Annotated in this window: 18 protein-coding genes; 14 read left to right on the forward strand and 4 right to left on the reverse strand. The window is 51.5% G+C overall.

Going from position 1 to position 20,136, the window contains the following annotated elements; genetic code table 11:
• Positions 1-60: 60 nt before the first annotated feature.
• Positions 61-444 carry a DUF4870 domain-containing protein gene (locus IPG22_13345; GenBank protein MBK6589270.1) on the reverse strand — a complete coding sequence of 128 codons (384 nt, stop codon included), beginning with the start codon at positions 442-444 and terminating at the stop codon, positions 61-63.
• A gap of 137 nt (positions 445-581) precedes the next feature.
• Between IPG22_13345 and purS the strand changes: the two genes are divergently transcribed.
• Together purS and purQ are read left to right on the forward strand one after the other, a co-directional pair.
• Positions 582-827 (forward strand): phosphoribosylformylglycinamidine synthase subunit PurS, encoded by a 246-nt coding sequence (purS, locus tag IPG22_13350; GenBank protein ID MBK6589271.1) that lies wholly within the window; start codon positions 582-584, stop codon positions 825-827.
• Positions 824-1,531 carry a phosphoribosylformylglycinamidine synthase subunit PurQ gene (gene purQ / locus IPG22_13355; GenBank protein MBK6589272.1) on the forward strand — a complete coding sequence of 236 codons (708 nt, stop codon included), beginning with the start codon at positions 824-826 and terminating at the stop codon, positions 1,529-1,531. The genes purS and purQ overlap by 4 nt, the downstream gene beginning before the upstream one ends.
• A gap of 435 nt (positions 1,532-1,966) precedes the next feature.
• Here purQ and IPG22_13360 read toward each other — a convergent pair whose 3' ends face one another.
• On the reverse strand, positions 1,967-2,863 hold the full coding sequence (locus IPG22_13360; protein ID MBK6589273.1) for a DUF4097 family beta strand repeat protein: 897 nt from the start codon (positions 2,861-2,863) through the stop codon (positions 1,967-1,969).
• Positions 2,864-3,092: 229 nt separating this feature from the next.
• Between IPG22_13360 and IPG22_13365 the strand changes: the two genes are divergently transcribed.
• Positions 3,093-3,467, forward strand: a complete 375-nt coding sequence (locus IPG22_13365) for a helix-turn-helix transcriptional regulator (protein MBK6589274.1) — start codon at positions 3,093-3,095, stop codon at positions 3,465-3,467.
• Between the two features lie 440 nt (positions 3,468-3,907).
• On the forward strand, positions 3,908-5,575 hold the full coding sequence (locus IPG22_13370) for a hypothetical protein (GenBank protein MBK6589275.1): 1,668 nt from the start codon (positions 3,908-3,910) through the stop codon (positions 5,573-5,575).
• Between the two features lie 705 nt (positions 5,576-6,280).
• On the opposite strand, the gene IPG22_13375 is transcribed toward IPG22_13370, so the two are convergent.
• Together IPG22_13375 and IPG22_13380 are read right to left on the reverse strand one after the other, a co-directional pair.
• Positions 6,281-7,288 (reverse strand): hypothetical protein, encoded by a 1,008-nt coding sequence (locus IPG22_13375; GenBank protein ID MBK6589276.1) that lies wholly within the window; start codon positions 7,286-7,288, stop codon positions 6,281-6,283.
• 99 nt (positions 7,289-7,387) lie between these two features.
• The gene (locus IPG22_13380; GenBank protein MBK6589277.1) at positions 7,388-8,173 is read right to left on the reverse strand and encodes a DedA family protein; all 786 of its coding nucleotides are present in this window, start codon (positions 8,171-8,173) and stop codon (positions 7,388-7,390) included.
• 188 nt (positions 8,174-8,361) lie between these two features.
• Between IPG22_13380 and IPG22_13385 the strand changes: the two genes are divergently transcribed.
• From IPG22_13385 to coxB, 10 genes are all read left to right on the forward strand, one after another.
• Positions 8,362-9,291, forward strand: coding sequence for an ROK family protein (locus tag IPG22_13385; GenBank protein ID MBK6589278.1), 930 nt, complete (start codon positions 8,362-8,364; stop codon positions 9,289-9,291).
• Positions 9,292-9,554: 263 nt separating this feature from the next.
• Positions 9,555-10,214 carry a cytochrome c3 family protein gene (locus IPG22_13390; GenBank protein ID MBK6589279.1) on the forward strand — a complete coding sequence of 220 codons (660 nt, stop codon included), beginning with the start codon at positions 9,555-9,557 and terminating at the stop codon, positions 10,212-10,214.
• Positions 10,215-10,244: 30 nt separating this feature from the next.
• Positions 10,245-13,556 (forward strand): TAT-variant-translocated molybdopterin oxidoreductase, encoded by a 3,312-nt coding sequence (locus tag IPG22_13395; GenBank protein MBK6589280.1) that lies wholly within the window; start codon positions 10,245-10,247, stop codon positions 13,554-13,556.
• A 72-nt stretch (positions 13,557-13,628) separates the two neighbouring features.
• Positions 13,629-15,077, forward strand: a complete 1,449-nt coding sequence (nrfD, locus tag IPG22_13400) for a polysulfide reductase NrfD (protein ID MBK6589281.1) — start codon at positions 13,629-13,631, stop codon at positions 15,075-15,077.
• Positions 15,078-15,100: 23 nt separating this feature from the next.
• Entirely contained in the window at positions 15,101-15,634 is a 534-nt protein-coding gene (locus IPG22_13405) for a DUF3341 domain-containing protein (protein ID MBK6589282.1), read from the forward strand.
• Positions 15,621-16,319, forward strand: coding sequence for a cytochrome c (locus tag IPG22_13410; GenBank protein MBK6589283.1), 699 nt, complete (start codon positions 15,621-15,623; stop codon positions 16,317-16,319). Before IPG22_13405 ends, IPG22_13410 begins: the two co-directional genes overlap by 14 nt.
• Positions 16,320-17,540 carry a hypothetical protein gene (locus tag IPG22_13415; GenBank protein MBK6589284.1) on the forward strand — a complete coding sequence of 407 codons (1,221 nt, stop codon included), beginning with the start codon at positions 16,320-16,322 and terminating at the stop codon, positions 17,538-17,540.
• A gap of 9 nt (positions 17,541-17,549) precedes the next feature.
• Complete coding sequence (locus IPG22_13420) at positions 17,550-18,086, forward strand: hypothetical protein (GenBank protein ID MBK6589285.1); 537 nt, start codon at positions 17,550-17,552, stop codon at positions 18,084-18,086.
• A gap of 16 nt (positions 18,087-18,102) precedes the next feature.
• A complete protein-coding gene (locus IPG22_13425; GenBank protein MBK6589286.1) occupies positions 18,103-19,002 on the forward strand; it encodes an SCO family protein in 900 nt (299 codons plus the stop codon).
• 66 nt (positions 19,003-19,068) lie between these two features.
• A complete protein-coding gene (gene coxB / locus IPG22_13430) occupies positions 19,069-20,127 on the forward strand; it encodes a cytochrome c oxidase subunit II (GenBank protein ID MBK6589287.1) in 1,059 nt (352 codons plus the stop codon).
• The last annotated feature ends 9 nt before the right edge of the window (positions 20,128-20,136 follow it).

Below are 20,136 nucleotides of genomic sequence, written 5' to 3' on the forward strand. Positions count from 1 at the left end.
GAAACTGGTTTCGATCTCGCCCTTAATTTCGTTTGAAATCAGCATTAGATGCCGAAAACTTTATCCGTTAGCCCATTTTTCAGCCATGTCCCCGACGATCGGGAATTTGAACTGCTGGCCCTGATAGCCTTTGATCATGCCGAAGATCATAGCGCCTAAAAAAGCGACGATAACGACGAGGGCCAGCAAACCGACCAGCCCTGCAAGGGCTCCAGAGCCTGCGGCTCCTGCGATCCCGGCTACGATCTGCACGGCGACAATAACGACAATGTAGAGAACTGAAAGAAGAAGAGATTGAAACGCGTGGAAGCGTACGTCTTTGTTTTCTTTATCCGTGACGATCACAATAATGCTGTAGATCAAGCTGATGAGACAGACCGGCAGGTAGCAAAGAAGCGAACCTACATTTTTATCCAGACCTAGAGCGGTTTTACCGTTTTCCATATATTTAGACGATCTCCTTTAGAGGGTTTAGTTTGTTAAGTATTGCTTTGACTGAAATTTACGTGAAATCTAACACAAGACTTTGATAAATACAAGAATTTACGCTAGATTCTACAATTTATTTTGGAGCGATATTAATGAAAGCAAAGGTCTTTGTAACACTCAAGCCCAGCGTACTCGATCCGCAGGGAAAAGCCATTCACCATTCGGTCGCATCCCTCGGGTTCGATCAGATCGGCGACATACGTCAGGGCAAGTATTTTGAGATCGCTCTCGACCCTGCATTGTCCGAGGCTGACGCCCGAGTTTCAGTAGAACGGATCGCCAAAGACGTTCTTGCAAATCCGGTCATTGAGGATTATCGCGTGGAGGTAGAAGCGTGAAGTTTGGCGTAGTAGTTTTTCCCGGTTCTAACTGCGACCACGACGCGTATCATGTTGTATCTAAACATGTTGGGCAGCCCGTGGATTTTATTTGGCATCAGCAGACGGACCTTTCCGGGTATGACGCTGTGATCATTCCGGGGGGATTTTCCTATGGGGATTACCTGCGGGCCGGGGCACTCGCGAGGTTTTCTCCTGTGATGAAAGCGATCAAGCAGTTTGCGGCCGATGGGAAGTTCGTTTTCGGTATCTGTAACGGCTTTCAGATCTTGTGCGAAGCAGGGTTGCTTCCGGGGGCTTTGATGCGGAATGCGGGGCTTCATTTTATCTGTAAACATGTGAATCTAAAGCTCGAAAACCCAAATACGCCGTTTACTTCCGAGGTCGATCCACACAAAATTCTGTCGATACCGATCGCCCATGCGGAAGGGAATTACACCTGTGACGACGAGACTTTTCACCAGTTGGAGGAGAACGGCCAGATCGTTTTTCGCTATTGTGAACCCGATGGGCAGATCACCGCAGCCTCGAATCCGAATGGTGCGAGATCGAACATAGCGGGCATCTGCAACCTTGACCGGAACGTTCTCGGCATGATGCCGCATCCGGAGAGGGCTTGCGAAGAATTGCTTGGCTCTAACGATGGCCGCGACATTTTCCGCTCGCTTACAAAGGCGATAAATGCTGTTGAAGCAACGGTTTAGTAGCTCGAAAAACGACAAAAGCCGACAAAAATACTTGAAACGCCAATCTTTGCACGTTCTGCCGGGTGTTTTACGCAGTTTGGTAGAGGTAAATTGGAGATTGGTCGAACGTCCGGGAACCGCGCTTCAGGTCAAGATCGAGCCCTCTCGCATACTTCGGTCTTCGCAAAACGAGTTTAGCTTACCCCGCCTATCTTCGAAGGCATTATTGACGGCCTATTTGGAGCAGCGATCGATCGATCATTAGAGGTGTTCGGTCTAGCGATGATCCGAGCGGTGAGAGGATGGTCGTTAGACCATCATCGGCGGCATCTCGGCTAAAAAACTGAGCGGCTCTGAGGGAACAGATATTGTTCCCGCAAAGCCGCAAAGGTATCGCAAAGACGCTAAGGCGATGTGCGGGCATTGACCTCCATGCTCACTGCCTTAATCTTCCTACTTGTCCTTATCCGGGGTGTTAATGGTGACACCGCCGTTAGTGGTGACAACGCGAACAGGTGCTCCGCCGCCGTTGAGGGCGAGGTTGAGGCGTTTTGATCTGGAGCGGGTCCAATTGTCGCCTTTGACGTCCTCGGTCGTCACGTTGAGGCTCGGGATGTTGGAGCGGAATCCGCCGTTGACGGTGCCCGTTTCGATGTTGGCCTGGAAATTCTCAGGGATGGTCAGGTTGACGCCGCCGTTCGTGGTCTGAACGTCGATACCAGTGCCTTTCCACGAGGTGCCCGAAAGGGTGACGTTGACGCCGCCGTTAGCGGTGCGTCCCTTCACGGTTCCGGCTGCGTTGCTGACGTTGACGCCGCCGTTGGTGGTATTAAACTCGAGGTTTCCTTCGACATTGCTGATCGAGATGCCGCCGTTGTGGGCTTTGAGGCTTGCGTTCGACGAGCGCGGTACGCGGATCTCGTACGACACGGACCAGTTCTTTAGCTCCGAGGGAACTTCGGCCTTGATCTCGCCTGAGGTATTGATGCGGATCGAGGCGATCGCGGCTCTTGCTTCGCCGTCGGTCGCACCCCAGGCCTGGACGCAGGCACGTACCAAAACGTCGCTGCGGTCTTCGCCCTTGACGCTGATGCCGCCGTTTGCTCCGGCATCGACGTTCAATGTTCCGTTCGAAGAAACCGTCAGCTCACGCAGATCATTTGCCGAGACGCGGTCGTTACCCGACCAGTTGTTGTTTTCGCAAAAGCCTCTCGACTTGTATTCGCTCTTGTCCGACTTTGCCACAGCTTTGGCGGTGTCCTGTCCGATAGCGTTTGTAGCTGCAATGCCGATCACGGCTGCGACGCACATCGTCGCGAGGTATCTAAGATTTTTAGAAAGATAATTCATTTTTCGCGTAGCCCTCCGGAAATTGTTTGATAAGAAATTGTGATTTCTACAAGCAATACACCGATGGTTTGCGGTTTGTGACAGGTTTTTTGATACTCAGGGCTGCCGACGAATCTCAACGCACTTCAAAACACTTGGCACACCCTTTCAGACTTGGTACGGAAATTCGTTGACAATTGAACTGGGGGGGGTAATATTCTCAGCGTCATTTGTCAAATACAAATTCCCAATGGACAAACGCATCTTCCATCTCAAGAAGCGACTTTCCCAGGATTTAGGCCGTGATTGGACGGCCGAGGATATGGCTGTAGCAGCTAACATGTCGTTGTCCAATTTTCACCGTTTATTCAGAATAACAAATGGTGGGGTCACGCCAAAAGCATTCCTTCACGACTTGCGACTCGATCGTGCTGCGGAGATGCTCGGCGATCCCGAGTGCGTTCTCCGCATCAGTGAAATCGGCAATGCGGTAGGCCTAATAAACGAAAGCCACTTTGCTGCAGACTTCAAGAAAAAGTTTGGGATGACCCCTACCCAATACCAAACCAACCAAGCCGAAATCCACCAATCCCGTCCCCAAAACTATTCCGATGGACAGGAATGATAGGTTTGGACAAGAGGTGACAGTTTTGGACAAGAAATGATCGTTGACTCGTCGTGAACAACGAGTCAACATGTTAGCACTCTGAATTGAGTAACGAACATAAATCAAATGAATTTAACGGAGGTTGAAGTTGATGAAAAATCATAAAGTCCTTAGTTTATTGCCACGATTCGCTGCTTTTCTATTCGGCGTTGTATTGGCATTGTCGATTTTTTTGCCGAGAGCATGGATGGCGAGAGCTGAAGCCGACGAGTCCCAATGCCCACCTCCGCCAAATTGCGCATTCTTTACCTGCTATAAACCGCTAGCAGGAGCTTCTGAATGCAAATTTATTGCTCTTGAGAACGGTGCCCAGTGTCACGTCGGCGGAGAATGCTCACCGCCGGAAGGAGACTAGTTTTTTGAGGGGCTTGTTTTGGGGGATTAGGCGGTAGAACTAAATGAAAAAGTGTGTCTCATTTCTTTTTGTTTTTATGATTTTGGCCGCGGTTACTGCGCATGTCCGAGCACAGTCGCAAACGCCGAGTTTGGACGCTCAATTGTGGATGTCGCGGGCTGAATCGGTTACCGATAACATTCTTAGAGACTCATCAAAGCTAAGTGAAGTCGATAAATCACTTGTTTTAGCGAAGCTTGGGGATGCTTGGTGGAAAATTGATAGCGACAAATCTACGGAGTGGTTCGTAAAAGCAGTTGACGGCTTGTACTTTCTGTCCTCGAATGAGCGTCGCACTTCTCAAAATGCCTATCTCGAGACGTCAAGAAAAATTCTTCAAATAATTGGGAATCGTGTTGACAAGCAACGTGATCGGTTGATTGGTATCCTTGCGGAAATTTCGGATGTTTCGCAAAAGGAAAAGGAGTTGAATGCAGACTCCCTTGTAGAGTATGGCTTACAAAACGTACGTGATAACCCGAGATTCGCGCATAGTTTGGGCACTACGGCTATTGGTCTTGGGAGTCCGCGTTTTCTTTACAAGCTCATATGGGAATTGAATCGACAACAGCCAGATCTTGCTGTCCAGCTTTTCAATGCAGCAGTTGGAAAAGCGGGATCCGACCCAAGTTTTGTAAGGCTCCAAACTATTCAGTTAGCCGCGTTTCCACAAGTTATTGTCGGTGAAGTCCATGACGTGGCAATGCTTGAACGAAAAGAAAAATTGGCGGCACTGCGATTTTTTGCACAGTATATTATTCAAGCCGCATTATCGTCGCCCGACAGAGGCTGCTCTGGTGAAGCACGACTTATAGGCGTGCTTCACTCCCAGTTTGTTGATCTGCTACCTTCGGAAGCTGCTACAGTGCAAAGTGCGGTTGCCAAATGCTTAGGGGTTTCAAATGAACCTTCGAGTCGGAGCTTGGATCCGACAAATGGTCTGACCATTGATGATCTCCTTAAGCTTGCAAATGAACAGAAGGAGAATCATCCGCTTAGGGCAATTTATTTGACACGAGCAGGCCTTCTAGCTCGTGACCAAGAAAAGTATGCAACTGCCATTAAAGTTTTGGATGGCATGACGGAAAAAGAACGAAATATTGATGAAAATCTTTGGGATGATCTCCGTGCAGATGTATCATCTCGATTTGCTTTTGCGCTACGAAAGGGAGGTGATGAATTGGAGGCGACGCGAATTCTCCAAAATACACCAGCTTCTATTAGAGCCTTCGCAAGACTTGGTTTTTTGAAACGCTCTGGTGCCGTCGCATCTGGGGATCAATTTATTGAAGATGTTCTCAACGCGGCTGTTGTTGAGATTGTCAAGGCCGAAAAGCCTCTGCCACGGAAACTGGTTTATTGGTTTGGTTTAATAGAATGGGCCGGCAAAAGAGGCTTCGCAGATATCGCGGTTAATATGTTGCGAGATCTCGCCAATTCGTTTAACAGTTCTTTATCCGAGAAGTCTATGGCCGACTTTGAAATAAGGCCGATCGATATCGGCAATCCGTTTTCTGAGAAAATCTTGATTGACCAAGATGCAAAACTGTTTGACAACATCGGACGGATATCAAAGCCGCGGTCCCGCATAAATCTCAATTTATCGGTATTGTCCGTTGTTGCAGCAAAATGTTTGATATTGTTGCCAAAGAATCAACCTCCTAGATCATGAAGAGATTTCGCAAGTATTTCTTTCCTATCTGCGCTGGTTTTGCGACTACGGTTGGGCTGGTTTTTGGATACTCAATCGTCTTCCCACCTCCCCCGAACCTTTTGGTAGGCGAACGATTTAACTTTGCAAAAGTCCTTGAAGAAAAGGGATCGGAGTTTCCGGGTATTGGCTTCCGGTTTGACTCATCAAATCTCGTAGGTCTTGACGGATTGCAAAAAAATCCAGACTCCGCAAACAACCTAACTCTACTCGTCGTTCTAAACCCAAGCTGTAAGGCATGCGATATCTCTGCCGACTTGTACAATTCCGTAAGGGCGTCAGCGCAGAAGATTAACGTTCATTATTATCCGTGCTCATTTATTCCTCTAGGGCCCAACTTCAACTTAACTTCATACGCAGAGAAATTTGGCTTTGACGATTTCTTGACTTGGAATGGTGGGAGCGAAATGCCAATGGAACTAACCCGATTTCAAACACCAACTCATATCCTCTTAAACAGCGATGGCATCATCATTCGGGTTTGGCCTGGAACGAACGGCATAGGATCTACCCGACGGATAATGGGGGAGCAGATCGGAGAGGATTTGCTCATTATCGTGGACACCCTTAACGCCACTTTGCATGACAATAAGCTAAATTGATTAATCGGGTGGCCTTACTACGTCATATCCGGCAATATATCCGGGTTGCAATCAAAAGATGGGTCTATAAGACGCACATTGTAAGTCCCGCCGCATTCACATTCCAGCCGAGAACTTCGCAGCCTTCCTGTTCGGCGAGAGCGGCTTCGACGTCCTGGCGTCGTCCGTCTTCGCAGTAGAAGGCGATGCAGCCTCCGCCGCCGGCTCCGCAGACCTTTGGGGCGATGGCTCCGTTTGCGAGGGCGGTGGCGATGAGGTGATCCATTTGGGGCGTTGTTATGTTTGGCGACATATCCTGACGCTGGATGTGGGCTGCGGCGAGTATTTCGCCGGCTTTGTCCCATTCGCCCGCGACGAGCGCGGCTCGCAGTTCGATCGAGGTGTCGCGGATGCCGTCAAATATCTCGAAAATGCGTTTGTCGCCGTCGATGTGGCGTTTTGTGATCTCCCAGTTGTTGATGCCCGAGTTTCGGGGTTCGCCGGTGTAGCAGACCGCGACGCGGCGTTCGAGAGTGGCGATGTCGATGTCCAGTTCTTCACGCCACATTCCGGCGGGTCCGAAGTGAATATTCGAGACGCCCCCGTATTGTGCCGAATAGTAATCCTGATAACCGGTCGGAACTTTGATGACCTGGCATTCGACTGCCGCGGCGATCGGGATAAAGCGGTCGGCGTCGTAGCGGTCGCCGACGAGTTTGTTTAGGGCTCCGATACAGGCGATGTTCAAGGTTGACGAACCGGCGAGTCCGGCTCCGGCAGGAGCTTTCGATTCGGTTGTCATCTTGAAACCCTGTTCCGGGCGGAAGAAATAGACGAGTTTTGACAGCAATTGGAGCGTCGGCTCGTCACGGAGTGAATCGATATTCTCAAGATCGGTTTCGACGCTCGACTTCTGATCGATGGATTCGAGAATGATGCGGTCATCGTCCCGCGTTTCGATGCGGCAATGCGCGAGCAGGCTGACGGCAAAATTTACCGTCGAGGCTCCCTCGTGGAACAGAAAAAGGGGCGGAATATCAATTGTGCCGCCGGCAAGGTCAACCCGCGTCGGGGCGGAGGATTCGATTATCATCAGTTCGTTTTCAGTTATCAGTTGTAAGAATGTTGATCTTTGAGCTTTGATCTTAGAACCCGGCATTGATATGTAGGCTCTGGCGTCTCAACTTCTGACTCACGCCTCTTTACTATTTTCTACTGGCCCCGGCCGTTCGGCGGCCATTTCTTTCTCTTCTTCTGCTTTACTCGCCTTATCCCTCAGTTCTTCGCGGTTTGGTTCGCGTGTGAGGTGAAGGCGTTCGCTCAGATCCTGCAGGGTCGTTTTACCGACCTCTTCAAAGGCCACGAGTTTTTCTTCGATCTTTAGTATCGTCTCGGGATCGGCGTCCTCAACTCGTTCCGAAAGCCAGTAACGCTCGATGACGTAGAAAACAATGATCCCGAACATCACGATGAAGAAAAGAGCAAAGCCGACCTGTTTGAAGTCGCCGATCATTGAGGTTATTGCTCCGCTGAAGAAATACCCAAGCCCGGCGAGAAACACGACCCAGAGGGTGCAGCTCAGGGCACTGAGGCCCAAAAATCTTAGGAACGGCATCTTCCCGACGCCATAAAAGACGCACATCGCGACGCGGATCCCGTAAATATACTTCGAGATGATGATAGCGGAACCGCCAAATTTCGCGATCAGCTTCTCGACGCGGGGCTGAGCCACCTGGTAGAACCTGTAATCTTTTGCGTTCTCGTGAAATATTCGGCCAACGGCGTAGCCCGCACAATCACCGACCATGCCGCCCAATGTTCCCGCAATGAGGACTTTAAAGAAGCCCCAGTCGCCAAAGAAACCGCCATGAGCCATCGTTCCGGAAACAAGCAAAGTGATATCGCCCTCAACGGTACACAGGGCAAAGACTGCGTAGATACCGTACTGAGCTAAAATATCCTGAAGCTGATGATCCATAGCAAGAAACGAGCCCACAGCTTCGCCTTAGCGATTGCTCTGCCATTGAGAGAGTATCTTTACAGGCTCATTCAGTCAAAAGAAGTGATGTGGTTACGGCGACACGAAGTATTGCCGCCCATTGTTTGACAGGAAAAGTGGCAGTGTCTAAAATCGCGATAGTTTCTGCAAGAGCCGCTTAATTTATTATGGTTAATTCCCCAATCGGGTCTGCAATACGTGTCGGTATAGAGATCTCCAGCACCTCGCTGAACGCCGTAGCTATCGATGTAGGCGACGAGGTCAAGCGTGCTCATTCCGTCGTTTTCAGCGATGATGAGGGTGTCGTGGGCCAGATCAAGACGATCGTCGACGAATTTAGGAAGGAATTCGGCGAATTCCAACGTCTGGGCGTTGCGATCCCTGGCCTGGTGGACAGAGAATCGGGACGGGTTGCCTTTTCGGCTATTGTTCCGACTCAGACGGATGTAGAACTTGGGAAACAGATCGAGGCTGCGACGGGCGTCAAGGTCATCATCGAGAATGATGCGAACGCGGCCGCGTATGGCGAATATTGCTGCGGCTCCGGACGCGGCAGCTCAAATATGTTCTACGCCACACTCGGCGAGGGCGTCGGCGGATCTTTTATTTTCGGCGGCAAAACCTGGCACGGAGCATCGGGCTTTGCGGGTGAATTCGGTTATGTCCCGATCAATTCTGAAGGCATGAGACTCGAGGATGTGGCGTCGGCGGCTAATATCGTTCGCCGCACACGGGCGCGTTTTCATCAGGACAGCACCTCGTCGCTCGGGAGATTGACCGAGGAGGACCTGACGCTCAGCGACATTATTTCCGCCGCGCAGAACAAGGATGATTTTGCGCAGATGATGCTTGAGAGGACCGGCAGCTATGTTGGAACGGCGGTCGCGAGCGTGATAAATCTTTTGAACGTCGAGCTGATCGTTCTCGGCGGATCGATCATGCAGGCACGGCATCTGGTACTGAAGGCCGTGATCGAGAGAGCGAGAGAGCTTTCATTCGAGCGGTCTTTCGCAGCTACCCGCATCGTCGAGGGCGAGCTGGGGACGAACGCCGCCGCGATCGGAGCTGCCTCGATCGGCGGATTCGGTACTGATTAACCGAAATTGAAAAGAATAATCAGACTTATTATTAGAACTAATATCATTCAGATTTACTCAGAATCCTTTCTGAACTAAATTTAGTTTGTGCAATTTGCGGATTTACTAAATCTTAGTAGAATCGTAATCAGTTTTACTGTTAGAAACTTAAGTATTAGAGTCGGCTTTTCGGCGAGAACACTTCCCCTCCAAGGTTGTAAGGTGTGCGTCTAGGCCGCATTGTTGCAGGTTTTTCTCAACGAGGTATCGCGAGAGATCGGAAGATGGCTCAATTTTTTAATAAAAGCGCGAATAATATCGCCCGAATAAGCATTGTTGCAGGCGTAGTGCTGGCAGCCTTGGGAGGCTTTGCGTTTACGCAGTTCGCCCGCTCGTCGTATCTGACCGGTCAGTATGTCGAGAAGCAGCAACCGGTGCAGTTCAGCCATAAGCACCACGTCGGGGACGACGGCATCGATTGCCGCTATTGCCACTCGACGGTTGAGACGACTGCTTCGGCCGGAATGCCTCCGACCCAGACGTGTATGAACTGTCACAGCCAGATCTGGTCAGACAGCCCGTATCTGGCACCTGTGCGTGACAGCTACAAGAACAACACGCCTATTGAGTGGGAAAAGGTTCACGACCTGCCGGAATACACCTATTTCAACCACAGTATCCACGTCGCGAAGGGCGTAGGCTGCTCGACCTGTCACGGACAGATCGACAACATGCCGGCGGTTTTCCAGCAAAACACGCTCCAGATGGAGTGGTGTCTCGCATGCCACCGCCAGCCTGAGAAATTTATCAGGCCGAAGTCAGAGATCTTTAATATGCAGTGGCAGGACGGCGATCTCGATGAAAAACAGCGAGCCGACCTGAAAGCCGAATATAAGATCCGTAGTAAAGAAATGATGACCAGTTGCTCGACCTGTCACAGGTAGAGCGACGTTAGTAGAGGAACGCAAACGAAAATGTCGAGCCCAGCAAGCAACACAAACTTTGCCTCATTACGCGACAGGATCCTGTCGCAAAACGGGAAAGAATATTGGCGCAGTCTCGAGGAGCACGCCGATACGCCTGAATTCAGAAAATTCATTTCTGAAGAGTACCCGCACGAGATCGAGGAATGGGACAACAGCCTGAGCCGGCGTAACTTCGTTAAGGTGATGGGAGCATCGCTCGCCCTCGCGGGCCTGAGCGGATGCGTTATCCAACCGCCGGAGAAGATCGTGCCGTACGTTCGTCCGGTCGAGGGCCAACTGCCTGGCAAGGCAAATTTCTTCGCAACTGCCATGTCTTTGGGCGGCGTTGCAACGGGCCTTCTGGCAAAATCGTACGAAGGGCGGCCGGTAAAGATCGAGGGAAATCCGGATCATCCGGGCAGCCGCGGTGCGACGGACATTCTCGCTCAGGCTTCTATTCTCGGAATGTACGATCCGGACCGGTCGCAGGAGATCACCTATAGAGGAAACCCGAAAACTTGGGAATCCTTTATGGTGGAGTTTCGTACTTCGATCGAGCAAAATCGAGCTGACGGTGGTTCGGGGGTGCGATTCCTGACCGAAACGGTCACCTCGCCGACGCTGATCGATCAGTTCGCAAAGGTCAAAACCGAACTGCCCAATTCAAAGTGGGTTCAGTACGAGCCGGTTAATCAGGATAACGCCCTTGCGGGTGCGAAACTGGCCTTTGGCTCGCCGGTTCAGACGGTTTACAAGTTTGAAAAAGCTGAGAGAATTCTGTCGCTGGATGCTGACATTTTCTCTGGCTTTAACGTCGCCTACATCAAGGATTTTGCCGCCGGGCGTGCTTTTTCTGAGGAGAAAAAGGAGATCAATCGACTTTATTCGGTCGAAACAACGATAACGATCACCGGAGCTAAGGCAGATCACCGCCTCGCGGTAAAGCCGAGCCAATTCGGCGAGATCGCCAAAGCGATCGCCAAAGCCCTCGGTGTTGCCGGAGCGAATTCGACCTACACGGAAAATGCCGCGTGGATCGCCGCGATGGCGAAAGACCTGCTTGCTCACAAGGGCAAATCGCTGGTCGTTGCCGGTGATAATCAGCCGCCGGTCGTACACGCTCTTGCTCACGCAATGAACGCGGCACTCGGAAATGCTGGTGAGACAGTGACTTACATCGAGCCGCTCGCTCCAGGCTCGGACAAGTCGCAGCTCGACCAACTTCGCGAACTGATCGCCGACATCGACGCCGGAAAGGTCAAGATGCTCGTCATTTTGGGCGGAAATCCGGTTTACAACACGCCTTCCGACCTCAAGCTCAGTCCGGAGCGGATGAAAAAGGCCGGAACGACTGTGCATCTCGGCCAGCACTTCGATGAAACCGCCGAGCAATGCTACTGGCATGTCGGCGAAAAGCATTTCCTCGAAGGATGGAGCGACGCTCGAGCCTACGACGGTACTGCTTCGATCGTTCAGCCGCTGATCGCTCCGCTCTATGACGGTAAGAACGTTCACGAGGTCGTACAACTCTTTTTTAAGGAGAATTTCGATAAAAAAGACCACGACATCGTAAAAGAATACTGGCAGAAAACGGACATTAAGCCCGCAGCAGCAGTCGCTGCAAAGACGGAAGCAAAAGCCGAGCCGAAGGCCGAAGGCAAAGAGGAACCAAAGGCCGATGCAAAGGCTTCGGAAACCACTAAGCCTGCCGAACCTGCTAAAAAAGAGGCCCCGAAAGCGGCAGCCACACCTGCAGCAGTACCGGCGGCCGGTGCTCCGAAGAATTTTGAAGACAACTGGCGTAAAGCTGTGCATGACGGAGTTATTCCGAACACTGCGGCCGCTCCGAAGTCAGTTACCGCAACGACCTCGTTCCTTTCGCAGGCGGAATCAAAGCCGGCCGGCAGCGGAACTGTTGAGATCACGATCCTTCCGGATCCGAGCGTTTATGACGGCCGTTTCGCGAACAACGGATGGCTGCAGGAACTTGCAAACCCGCTTAACAAGGTGACTTGGGAGAACGTTGCCCTGGTTAGCCCGCGAACAGCGGCCAAGCTTGGTGTTAATACCAAGAATGATCCGCGAGAGTTCGCCGGCGGTGCTCAGGGAACAAGCTTTATTAACACGAAGGGCGGTAACTCATTCTCCGATGTCGTCACGATCACCTATCAAGGTGCTGAGATCAAAGACGGTGTGCCAATGTGGGTCGCTCCCGGGCAGCCAGATGATGTGATCACGATCTATATGGGCTATGGCCGTACTCGTGCCGGCAAGATCGGTACGGGGCTTGGCTATAACGCTTTCGACGTGAGGCGTTCGGACGCGATGAATTTCGGTTTCGGCGACATCAAGAAGAGGAATGAGCAGGCGAATGTCGCCTCGACCCAGATCCACTTCAACATGGAAGGCCGCGATCTGCTTCGCATTTGGGATGTCGAAGAATTCGAAAAAGATCCGATGATGGGGCATCAGCACGACGAATATCCGAAGTCGATGTACCCGTACGAACAGCATCAGGCGGTTTACGACAAAAACCACAAGTGGGGAATGTCGATCGATCTAAATTCGTGCGTCGGATGCAACGCCTGCGTTCTTGCATGTCAATCGGAGAACAACATTCCGGTTGTCGGTAAAGAGCAGGTGAGCCGCAGCCGTGAAATGAACTGGATGCGTGTCGATGCTTACTATAGCGGCGATATCAATGACATCGATGGTCCGCATTTCCAACCGGTACTTTGCCAGCAGTGCGAGCAGGCTCCTTGCGAGGTGGTTTGCCCGGTTCACGCAACCGTTCACAGTGCCGAGGGCCTGAACGACATGGTCTATAACCGCTGCGTGGGAACGCGTTACTGTTCTAACAACTGTCCTTACAAGGTCAGGCGTTTCAACTTCCTGCTTTATCAGGATTGGAACACGCCGCAGTACAAACTCATGCGTAATCCGGAGGTTTCGATCAGAAGCCGCGGTGTCATGGAAAAATGTACGTACTGCACACAGCGAATCTCCGCCGCTCGTATCGAGGCTGAAAAGGATGGACGAAAGGTTCGCGACGGTGAGGTTGTGACGGCATGTCAGTCAGCCTGCCCGACCGGTGCGATCATTTTCGGCGATCTGCATGATCCGGAAAGCAAGGTTTCCAAGGCTAAGAAAGATCATCGCGATTACATTTTGTTGAACGAACTGAACACTCAGCCGCGTACGACCTATCTTGCCGGCCTCAAGAATCAGAATAAGGAAATGCCTGATTACAAGGCTCCGGATCCAAAGAAGCACGTAGAGGGACCTAAGGCTGAAACCAAAACGGGGGGCGAAGGGCATTAATTTGGAATGCCGGCATCTTGCCGGCCCCGGCCAGCAAGATGCTGGCGTTCCAACCTAAGACTCAATAGATTTATGCAGGAAGCAAAAGATCTCAAAGAGAAACTTCACCCGTCGATGCTCGATGGTGACCATAACTATGCGAGTGTTACTGACAAGATCAGTGACATTACGCTGAAGAAGCGCACGCCGTTTCATTGGTTCATCGGTTTTGGGATAGCCTTTATGGTTGCCCAACTGCTTCTTTTCTCGGTCATTTGGCTGCTTGCCAATGGTATCGGCGTTTGGGGCAATAACCAGCCGGTTGGCTGGGCTTTCGACATTATCAACTTTGTTTGGTGGATCGGTATCGGTCACGCCGGAACGCTGATCTCGGCCATTCTCCTTCTGATGAATCAGAAGTGGAGAACCTCGATCAACCGTTTTGCTGAGGCAATGACGCTTTTTGCGGTGGCCTGCGCCGCGATGTTCCCGCTCTTGCATACAGGCCGTCCGTGGCTGGCTGCCTACTGGCTATTCCCCTATCCGAATACGATGGGTATCTGGCCGAATTTCCGCAGCCCGCTTATCTGGGACGTTTTCGCGGTTTCTACGTACGCGACCGTTTCGGCTTTGTTCTGGTATGTCGGCCTGATCCCCGATTTCGCGACGCTTCGCGACCGGGCTAAGAATAAATATTTTAAGTTCGTTTACGCCGCTCTTTCGTGGGGCTGGCGCGGATCGGCTCGGCACTGGCATCGCTATGAGATCACATATTTGATCCTCGCCGGCCTTTCGACACCGCTCGTACTTTCGGTACACTCGATCGTTTCGTTCGACTTCTCGGTTTCACAGGTTCCGGGCTGGCACGCTACGATCTTTCCGCCATACTTTGTGGCCGGAGCCGTGTTCGCCGGATTTGCGATGGTTCTTATTCTCTGTATTCCGCTCAGGCGCTGGTACAGGATGCAGGATTTTATAACGCACCAGCACCTTGTCTATATGGCAAAGGTCATGCTCGCGACCGGTCTGATCGTTTGCTACGGTTACGGAATGGAAGCATTCTTCGGCTGGTACAGTGCGTCGCAGTACGAGATCTTCATGGTTAAGAATCGTATCTGGGAAGGCCCGTACTGGTGGTCGTACTGGATGCTGATATTCTGCAACGGCCTATCGATCCAGCTTTTGTGGTTCAAGCGGTTCAGGGAGAGCGAATTCTGGCTCTTTACGATCTCGATCATCGTCAGCGTCGGTATGTGGCTCGAGCGTTTCGTTATTATCGTAACGAGTCTGCACCGCGACTTCCTGCCGTCGTCGTGGGCAATGTACAGTCCGACGATGTTCGACATCTCGATGTTCACCGGAACGATCGGTTTGTTCTTTACACTTTTGTACCTGTTTGTTCGATTCGTGCCGATCATCTCGATATTCGAGGTAAGGACGCTTCTTCCGGAAGCGAACGTCCACGGACACCATCAGGATTTTGAGGAAAACGTTAACGAGATCGAGGACACATACGATCGGACGGATCCACCCAATCAGTAGATTTGGAGTTGTAAGTTAGAGCTATGGGAAACAAGCTTCACGGCATACTAGCTGAATTTGACACGGCGACGGAATTGGTCGACGCCGCACGTAAAGTGCGCGACGCCGGTTACACCAAAACCGATGCATTTTCGCCATTCCCGCTGCACGAGATCGACGAGGCTCTGGGGATAAAGCGCAGCATTCTGCCGTATCTGATCTTTGCCGGCGGCATTACCGGACTTTGTGCGGGTATCGGACTGCAGGTCTTTGTTCACGTCATCGAATGGCCGATCATCGTTGGCGGACGTCCGCATTTCAGCCTACCGGCATTTATTCCGCCGGCGTACGAATTGACGATCCTGTTTGCGGCGTTCGTGGCGGTTTTCGGAATGCTCTTTTTGAATGGATTGCCGGCACCGTATCATCCGGTCTTTAATGTGCCAAGATTTGCACTCGCCACGAGGGAAAAGTTTTTCCTCATCATCGAGTCAAAAGACCCGAAATATGATTACGAGGAAACAAAGAGTTTTATGGAAAGCCTGGAGGCTCAGGAGGTATTCGATGTTGAAGAATAAATTCTCCGTGTCTCCGCGTTTCCTTTTATTGATCGTGCTCGGGCTGGTTGCTTCAGCCTGCGGCGTTCGGTCTGATATGCAAGATCAGCCGCGTTACAAGGCCTATAAGAAGAGTGAGTTCTTTAGCGACAAGAGGGCTTCCCGTGACCGCGTTGACGGAACGATCCCACGCGGCCAGCTGCACGATAATAAAGCATTTTACACCGGGAAGATCGATAACCCTGATCTGAATGCACCGGTTGTATCTACGATCGGCCCAACCGGAAACACTCTGGTTTCGAGCTTTCCGAATGATATCGATGAATTTCCGGTCCCGGTAACTAAAGAACTGGTTGACCGCGGGCAGGAAAGATACAACATCTACTGCATCGTTTGTCACGGCCCGATGGGAAATGGCGATGGTATGATCGTCCGCCGCGGATTTGTAAAGCCGCCCACCTATCATGATGATCGTTTGAGGAATGCTCCGGTCGGTCACTTCTTTGACGTGATGACTAATGGCTGGGGCAGGATGAACAGCTATGCGGCTCAGGTTACACCCGCAGATCGGTGGGCGATCGTCGCGTACATTCGGGCGCTGCAGGTCAGTCAGAACCCGGACGAGGCACTCAAAATGAATTCAAAAACTGAGCCCGGCTCAGCACCTCCGAAATCAGGTGAGACAACTGCCGGAGGAAAACCTTAAATGGCGAATCCTGAAAACTATCAAGCACCGGCCGAAATCAACCGTTTGCGCACGCTCGCACTTGGAATTGGCGGCATCGCGCTCATCATCTGGGCGGTCGGGGCATATTTCAATACTGAGCAGGCACTGCGTTCGTGGCTCCTGGGATATATATTCTGGGGTGGTATTGGCATCGGTTCACTTGGTGTGCTGATGCTGCAGTACCTCACCGGCGGAGCATGGGGCGTCGTTATTCGACGAATCGTTGAAGCCGGCTCGAGAACGCTGCCGGTCATTGTATTAATGTTCATTCCGCTTGCCGTTGGAGTATATTTTGGCAAGTTTTACGAGTGGACCCATCTGCCGCCGACCGATCATGTAATGGAGCATCGCGGCATCTATATGACCGCGTGGTTCTGGATCCTGCGTTCGGGCATTTATTTTCTCCTGTGGGGCATCATGGTTTACCTGCTGAACAAGTGGGGAGCAGACCAGGATAAGACCAACACGGTCGAGGAATCGAGGCTCGTCCTTGAGAAGGCATCGCGTTTCTCGGGCCCGACGATGGTGATCTATGCTCTGGTCGTGACCTTTGCGGTCGTCGACTGGGTCATGACGCTCGATCCGCACTGGTTTTCGACGATCTGGGGACTTCTTTTTGTCGCCGGGTGGGGACTGAGTTGTTTCTGCTTCACGGTTGCGGTTCTGGCGTTCCTGGTTGATAAGTCGCCGATGAACGGTGTGCTCGGCAAGCGGCATTTTCATGACATCGGTAAGTTAATGCTCGCCCTTGTCATGGTTTGGGCATATTTCAACTTCTCGCAGTTCCTGATCATCTGGTCAGGCAACCTGCCTGAGGAAACGGGATGGTTCCTGACCCGCATGAAAGGCGGATGGGCGTATGTCGGAGTTGGATTGATCCTGTTCCATTTTGCCTTTCCTTATCTGCTGCTTTTGAAGCGAGATTTCAAGCGTCAGGCAAACCTGCTCGCGACGATCGGAATTTTCATTCTGGTAATGCGGCTGATCGATATGTTCTACCAGATCGGACCTACATATCGCGTCTCGCCGGGAGGCATTGAGCAGGGAGCATTTTACGTTAGTTGGATGGATTTCGTTGCACCGATAGCGGTTGGTGGTATTTGGCTGTGGTGGTTCTTTGGAGAACTCATGAAGCGGCCCATCGTTCCGGCAAAAGATCCGTATTTCGAAGAAGCGATCGAACACGGCAAAGGACACTAGATTTAAGATATGTCGTCAAAGAAACATACAGATACGGCGGTGGATCTAAACAAGCCGTACGAAGAAAATGAGATCCAGCTCAAAGGGATCATCGGCTTTGCTGTGGGGCTATTCCTGTTGATCGTGATCACCTTCGGGCTGATGTGGGCATTTTTGAATGTTCTCAAAGACTACTCAAAAGAAGGCGTGGTCGCCAATCCGATGGCAATGAGCGAGAAGGAACGCCTTCCGCCGGAACCACGGCTTCAGGCGGCTCCGGGATTCGGTGTCGAGTCTGAAAAAGGTTGGGTCAACCTGGAGCTTGGAGCTCCGCAGGCTGAATATCGCGAACTTCAGAAGCAATGGGCGAAAGCCTGGGAAGAAGGGCACAAGGATCCTAAGACCGGCATGGTGACAATGATGCCGATCAAGGAAGCTAAAGAGAAATTCCTGGCTATGAACGTAAAGGCGAAATCGGGCCCGGACGCAGAAGTTATGCTTGATCGTTCGAAGATGTACATTTCGGATTCCAGCGCCGGACGAGTGGCTTCGGAAAAAAGAAGGTAAATAGAAAGTGAGTCTAGTGCAGAAAGCAAAATTATTATCCCTGAGTTTCGGTATCGCTGCGGTGATGCTGGCCTCTGCTGCTTTCGTCGGTGCGCAAAAGGCCGAGCATTACAACTCACCTCTATATTCACCTCGAACTTATGACCCGAATGTTACGTCCGCTAACGGACTGCCGGACACCCTGAAAAAGGTCGGTATCGAGCAGAAGCTAGGTGACCAGCTGCCGCTGGATACGGAACTGAAAGACGAAGCCGGAAATATAGTTACGCTCGGCAGCTATTTCGGGAAAGGCCGGCCGGTGATCGTTGCGTTCGTCTATTATGAATGCCCGATGCTCTGCAACCAGGTTCTTAATGGACTGACCGGATCGCTCAAAGGCATCAGTTTTAACGCCGGTAAGGAATTTGACGTAGTAGCGATCAGCTTTGACGCTAAAGAGTTTGATAAAGCGGATCTTGCTAAGAATAAGAAAGCTAGCTACATCGAACGCTACGGCAGGCCGGAAACGGCGAACGGGTGGCACTTTTTGACGGGGACGGAAGCCTCTATCCAAAAGGTTACCTCCGCTGCGGGTTTTACGTTCGAATGGGATGAAAAGAGCCAGCAGTTCGCCCATGCGGCGGGCGTGATGATCGCAACGCCCGATGGCAAATTGTCCAGATATTTATACGGGATCGATTATTCGCCGAAGGATCTTAAGTTCGGCATCATGGAATCGGCCGAAAGTCGGGTAGGGAATCCAGCCGATCAATTGCTTTTGTACTGTTTTCACTACGACCCCGCAAGCGGCAAATACGGATTGGCGATCCTCAATCTTGTACGATTGGGCGGTATTGCGACACTCCTTGGAATGGGAGCGATGGGCTTGGTGTTTTGGCGAAGGAATAAACGAAAGACAGTGAATAGTGATGAGTGATCAGTGATGAGTGATAGCAGTCTAACTGCGTTTCACTCACCGATCACCACTTACCACTAAAGAATTATGCAGACTACATCGTGGGTACCATTATTTCCGGATCAGGCCTCGACCTTTGCGTGGCAGGTTGATGCGTTGTATTTCTACCTGATCGCCGTGAGCGTAGCTTTTACGATCCCGATCGTGGTGGCGATATTCTTTTTCGCGGTCAAGTACCGCGAAACCGAAAAGTACGCAACACCCGAAGAAATGCACGGGTCGATGGTGCTCGAGACGGTTTGGTCGATCATTCCGTTTGTCATTTCGATGACAATATTCCTCGGCGGCGCGATCGTGTTTTTTCAGCAGTACACTCCGCCGGATGATGCGATGGAGGTTTACGTTGTCGGTAAGCAGTGGATGTGGAAGGTACAGCACCAAACTGGCCAGCGTGAGATAAACGAACTTCACGTTCCGGTTGGCAGAAAGGTAAAGCTGACCATGACGACCGAAGACGTTATTCACGATTTTGACATCCCGGCTTTCCGAACAAAGGCGGATGTGGTGCCGGGGCGTTACACCTACATGTGGTTCGAGGCGACGAAGCCTGGCAAGTACCGTCTTTTTTGTGCCGAATACTGCGGACTCAATCACTCAGGTATGGGGGGCTGGGTGTATGTAATGGAGCAGCGTGATTTCGACAATTGGCTAAGCGGGAACGTTTCAGGCCAGACCCCGGTCGAGGCAGGCAAGGATCTGTTTGAAAACAAGCTCGGTTGTGCCTCGTGTCATGCAGGCGGGCCTGCTCAACGCGGAGCCAAGCTCGAAGGCATCTATGGGCATGACGTGAAACTGGTAGGCGGCTCGACAGTCAAGGTCGACGATCAGTATATCCGCAACTCGATCTTAAATCCGTCGGCACAGGTTGTAGAAGGATTTCAGCCGATAATGCCGACATTCAAGGGGCAGGTGACGGAAGAACAGCTTAATTCGCTCGTGGCCTACATTAAATCTCTGACACCGAACGCGGCGGCTGCGACGTCAATGAACGCGAGCCCTGCTGCGAACACGGCCGCTCCGGTAAATTCTGCACCAGCGGCGAACAAGCCCGCGGCTAATAAGCCGGCCGGCAACAGTAATAAATAGGTTTTACAA

The sequence above is a fragment of the Acidobacteriota bacterium genome, assembly GCA_016703965.1.
In the GTDB taxonomy this organism is placed as follows: Bacteria; Acidobacteriota; Blastocatellia; order Pyrinomonadales; family Pyrinomonadaceae; genus OLB17.

Excerpts from the sequence above, each read along its gene's own strand:
- IPG22_13345 (MBK6589270.1), bottom strand. The coding sequence starts at position 444 with ATGGAAAACGGTAAAACCGCTCTAGGTCTGGATAAAAATGTAGGTTCG.
- purS (MBK6589271.1), top strand. The coding sequence starts at position 582 with ATGAAAGCAAAGGTCTTTGTAACACTCAAGCCCAGCGTACTCGATCCG.
- IPG22_13360 (MBK6589273.1), bottom strand. The coding sequence starts at position 2,863 with ATGAATTATCTTTCTAAAAATCTTAGATACCTCGCGACGATGTGCGTC.
- IPG22_13365 (MBK6589274.1), top strand. The coding sequence starts at position 3,093 with ATGGACAAACGCATCTTCCATCTCAAGAAGCGACTTTCCCAGGATTTA.
- IPG22_13370 (MBK6589275.1), top strand. The coding sequence starts at position 3,908 with ATGAAAAAGTGTGTCTCATTTCTTTTTGTTTTTATGATTTTGGCCGCG.
- IPG22_13375 (MBK6589276.1), bottom strand. The coding sequence starts at position 7,288 with ATGATAATCGAATCCTCCGCCCCGACGCGGGTTGACCTTGCCGGCGGC.
- IPG22_13380 (MBK6589277.1), bottom strand. The coding sequence starts at position 8,173 with ATGGATCATCAGCTTCAGGATATTTTAGCTCAGTACGGTATCTACGCA.
- IPG22_13385 (MBK6589278.1), top strand. The coding sequence starts at position 8,362 with ATGGTTAATTCCCCAATCGGGTCTGCAATACGTGTCGGTATAGAGATC.
- IPG22_13390 (MBK6589279.1), top strand. The coding sequence starts at position 9,555 with ATGGCTCAATTTTTTAATAAAAGCGCGAATAATATCGCCCGAATAAGC.
- IPG22_13395 (MBK6589280.1), top strand. The coding sequence starts at position 10,245 with ATGTCGAGCCCAGCAAGCAACACAAACTTTGCCTCATTACGCGACAGG.
- nrfD (MBK6589281.1), top strand. The coding sequence starts at position 13,629 with ATGCAGGAAGCAAAAGATCTCAAAGAGAAACTTCACCCGTCGATGCTC.
- IPG22_13405 (MBK6589282.1), top strand. The coding sequence starts at position 15,101 with ATGGGAAACAAGCTTCACGGCATACTAGCTGAATTTGACACGGCGACG.
- IPG22_13410 (MBK6589283.1), top strand. The coding sequence starts at position 15,621 with ATGTTGAAGAATAAATTCTCCGTGTCTCCGCGTTTCCTTTTATTGATC.
- IPG22_13415 (MBK6589284.1), top strand. The coding sequence starts at position 16,320 with ATGGCGAATCCTGAAAACTATCAAGCACCGGCCGAAATCAACCGTTTG.
- IPG22_13420 (MBK6589285.1), top strand. The coding sequence starts at position 17,550 with ATGTCGTCAAAGAAACATACAGATACGGCGGTGGATCTAAACAAGCCG.
- coxB (MBK6589287.1), top strand. The coding sequence starts at position 19,069 with ATGCAGACTACATCGTGGGTACCATTATTTCCGGATCAGGCCTCGACC.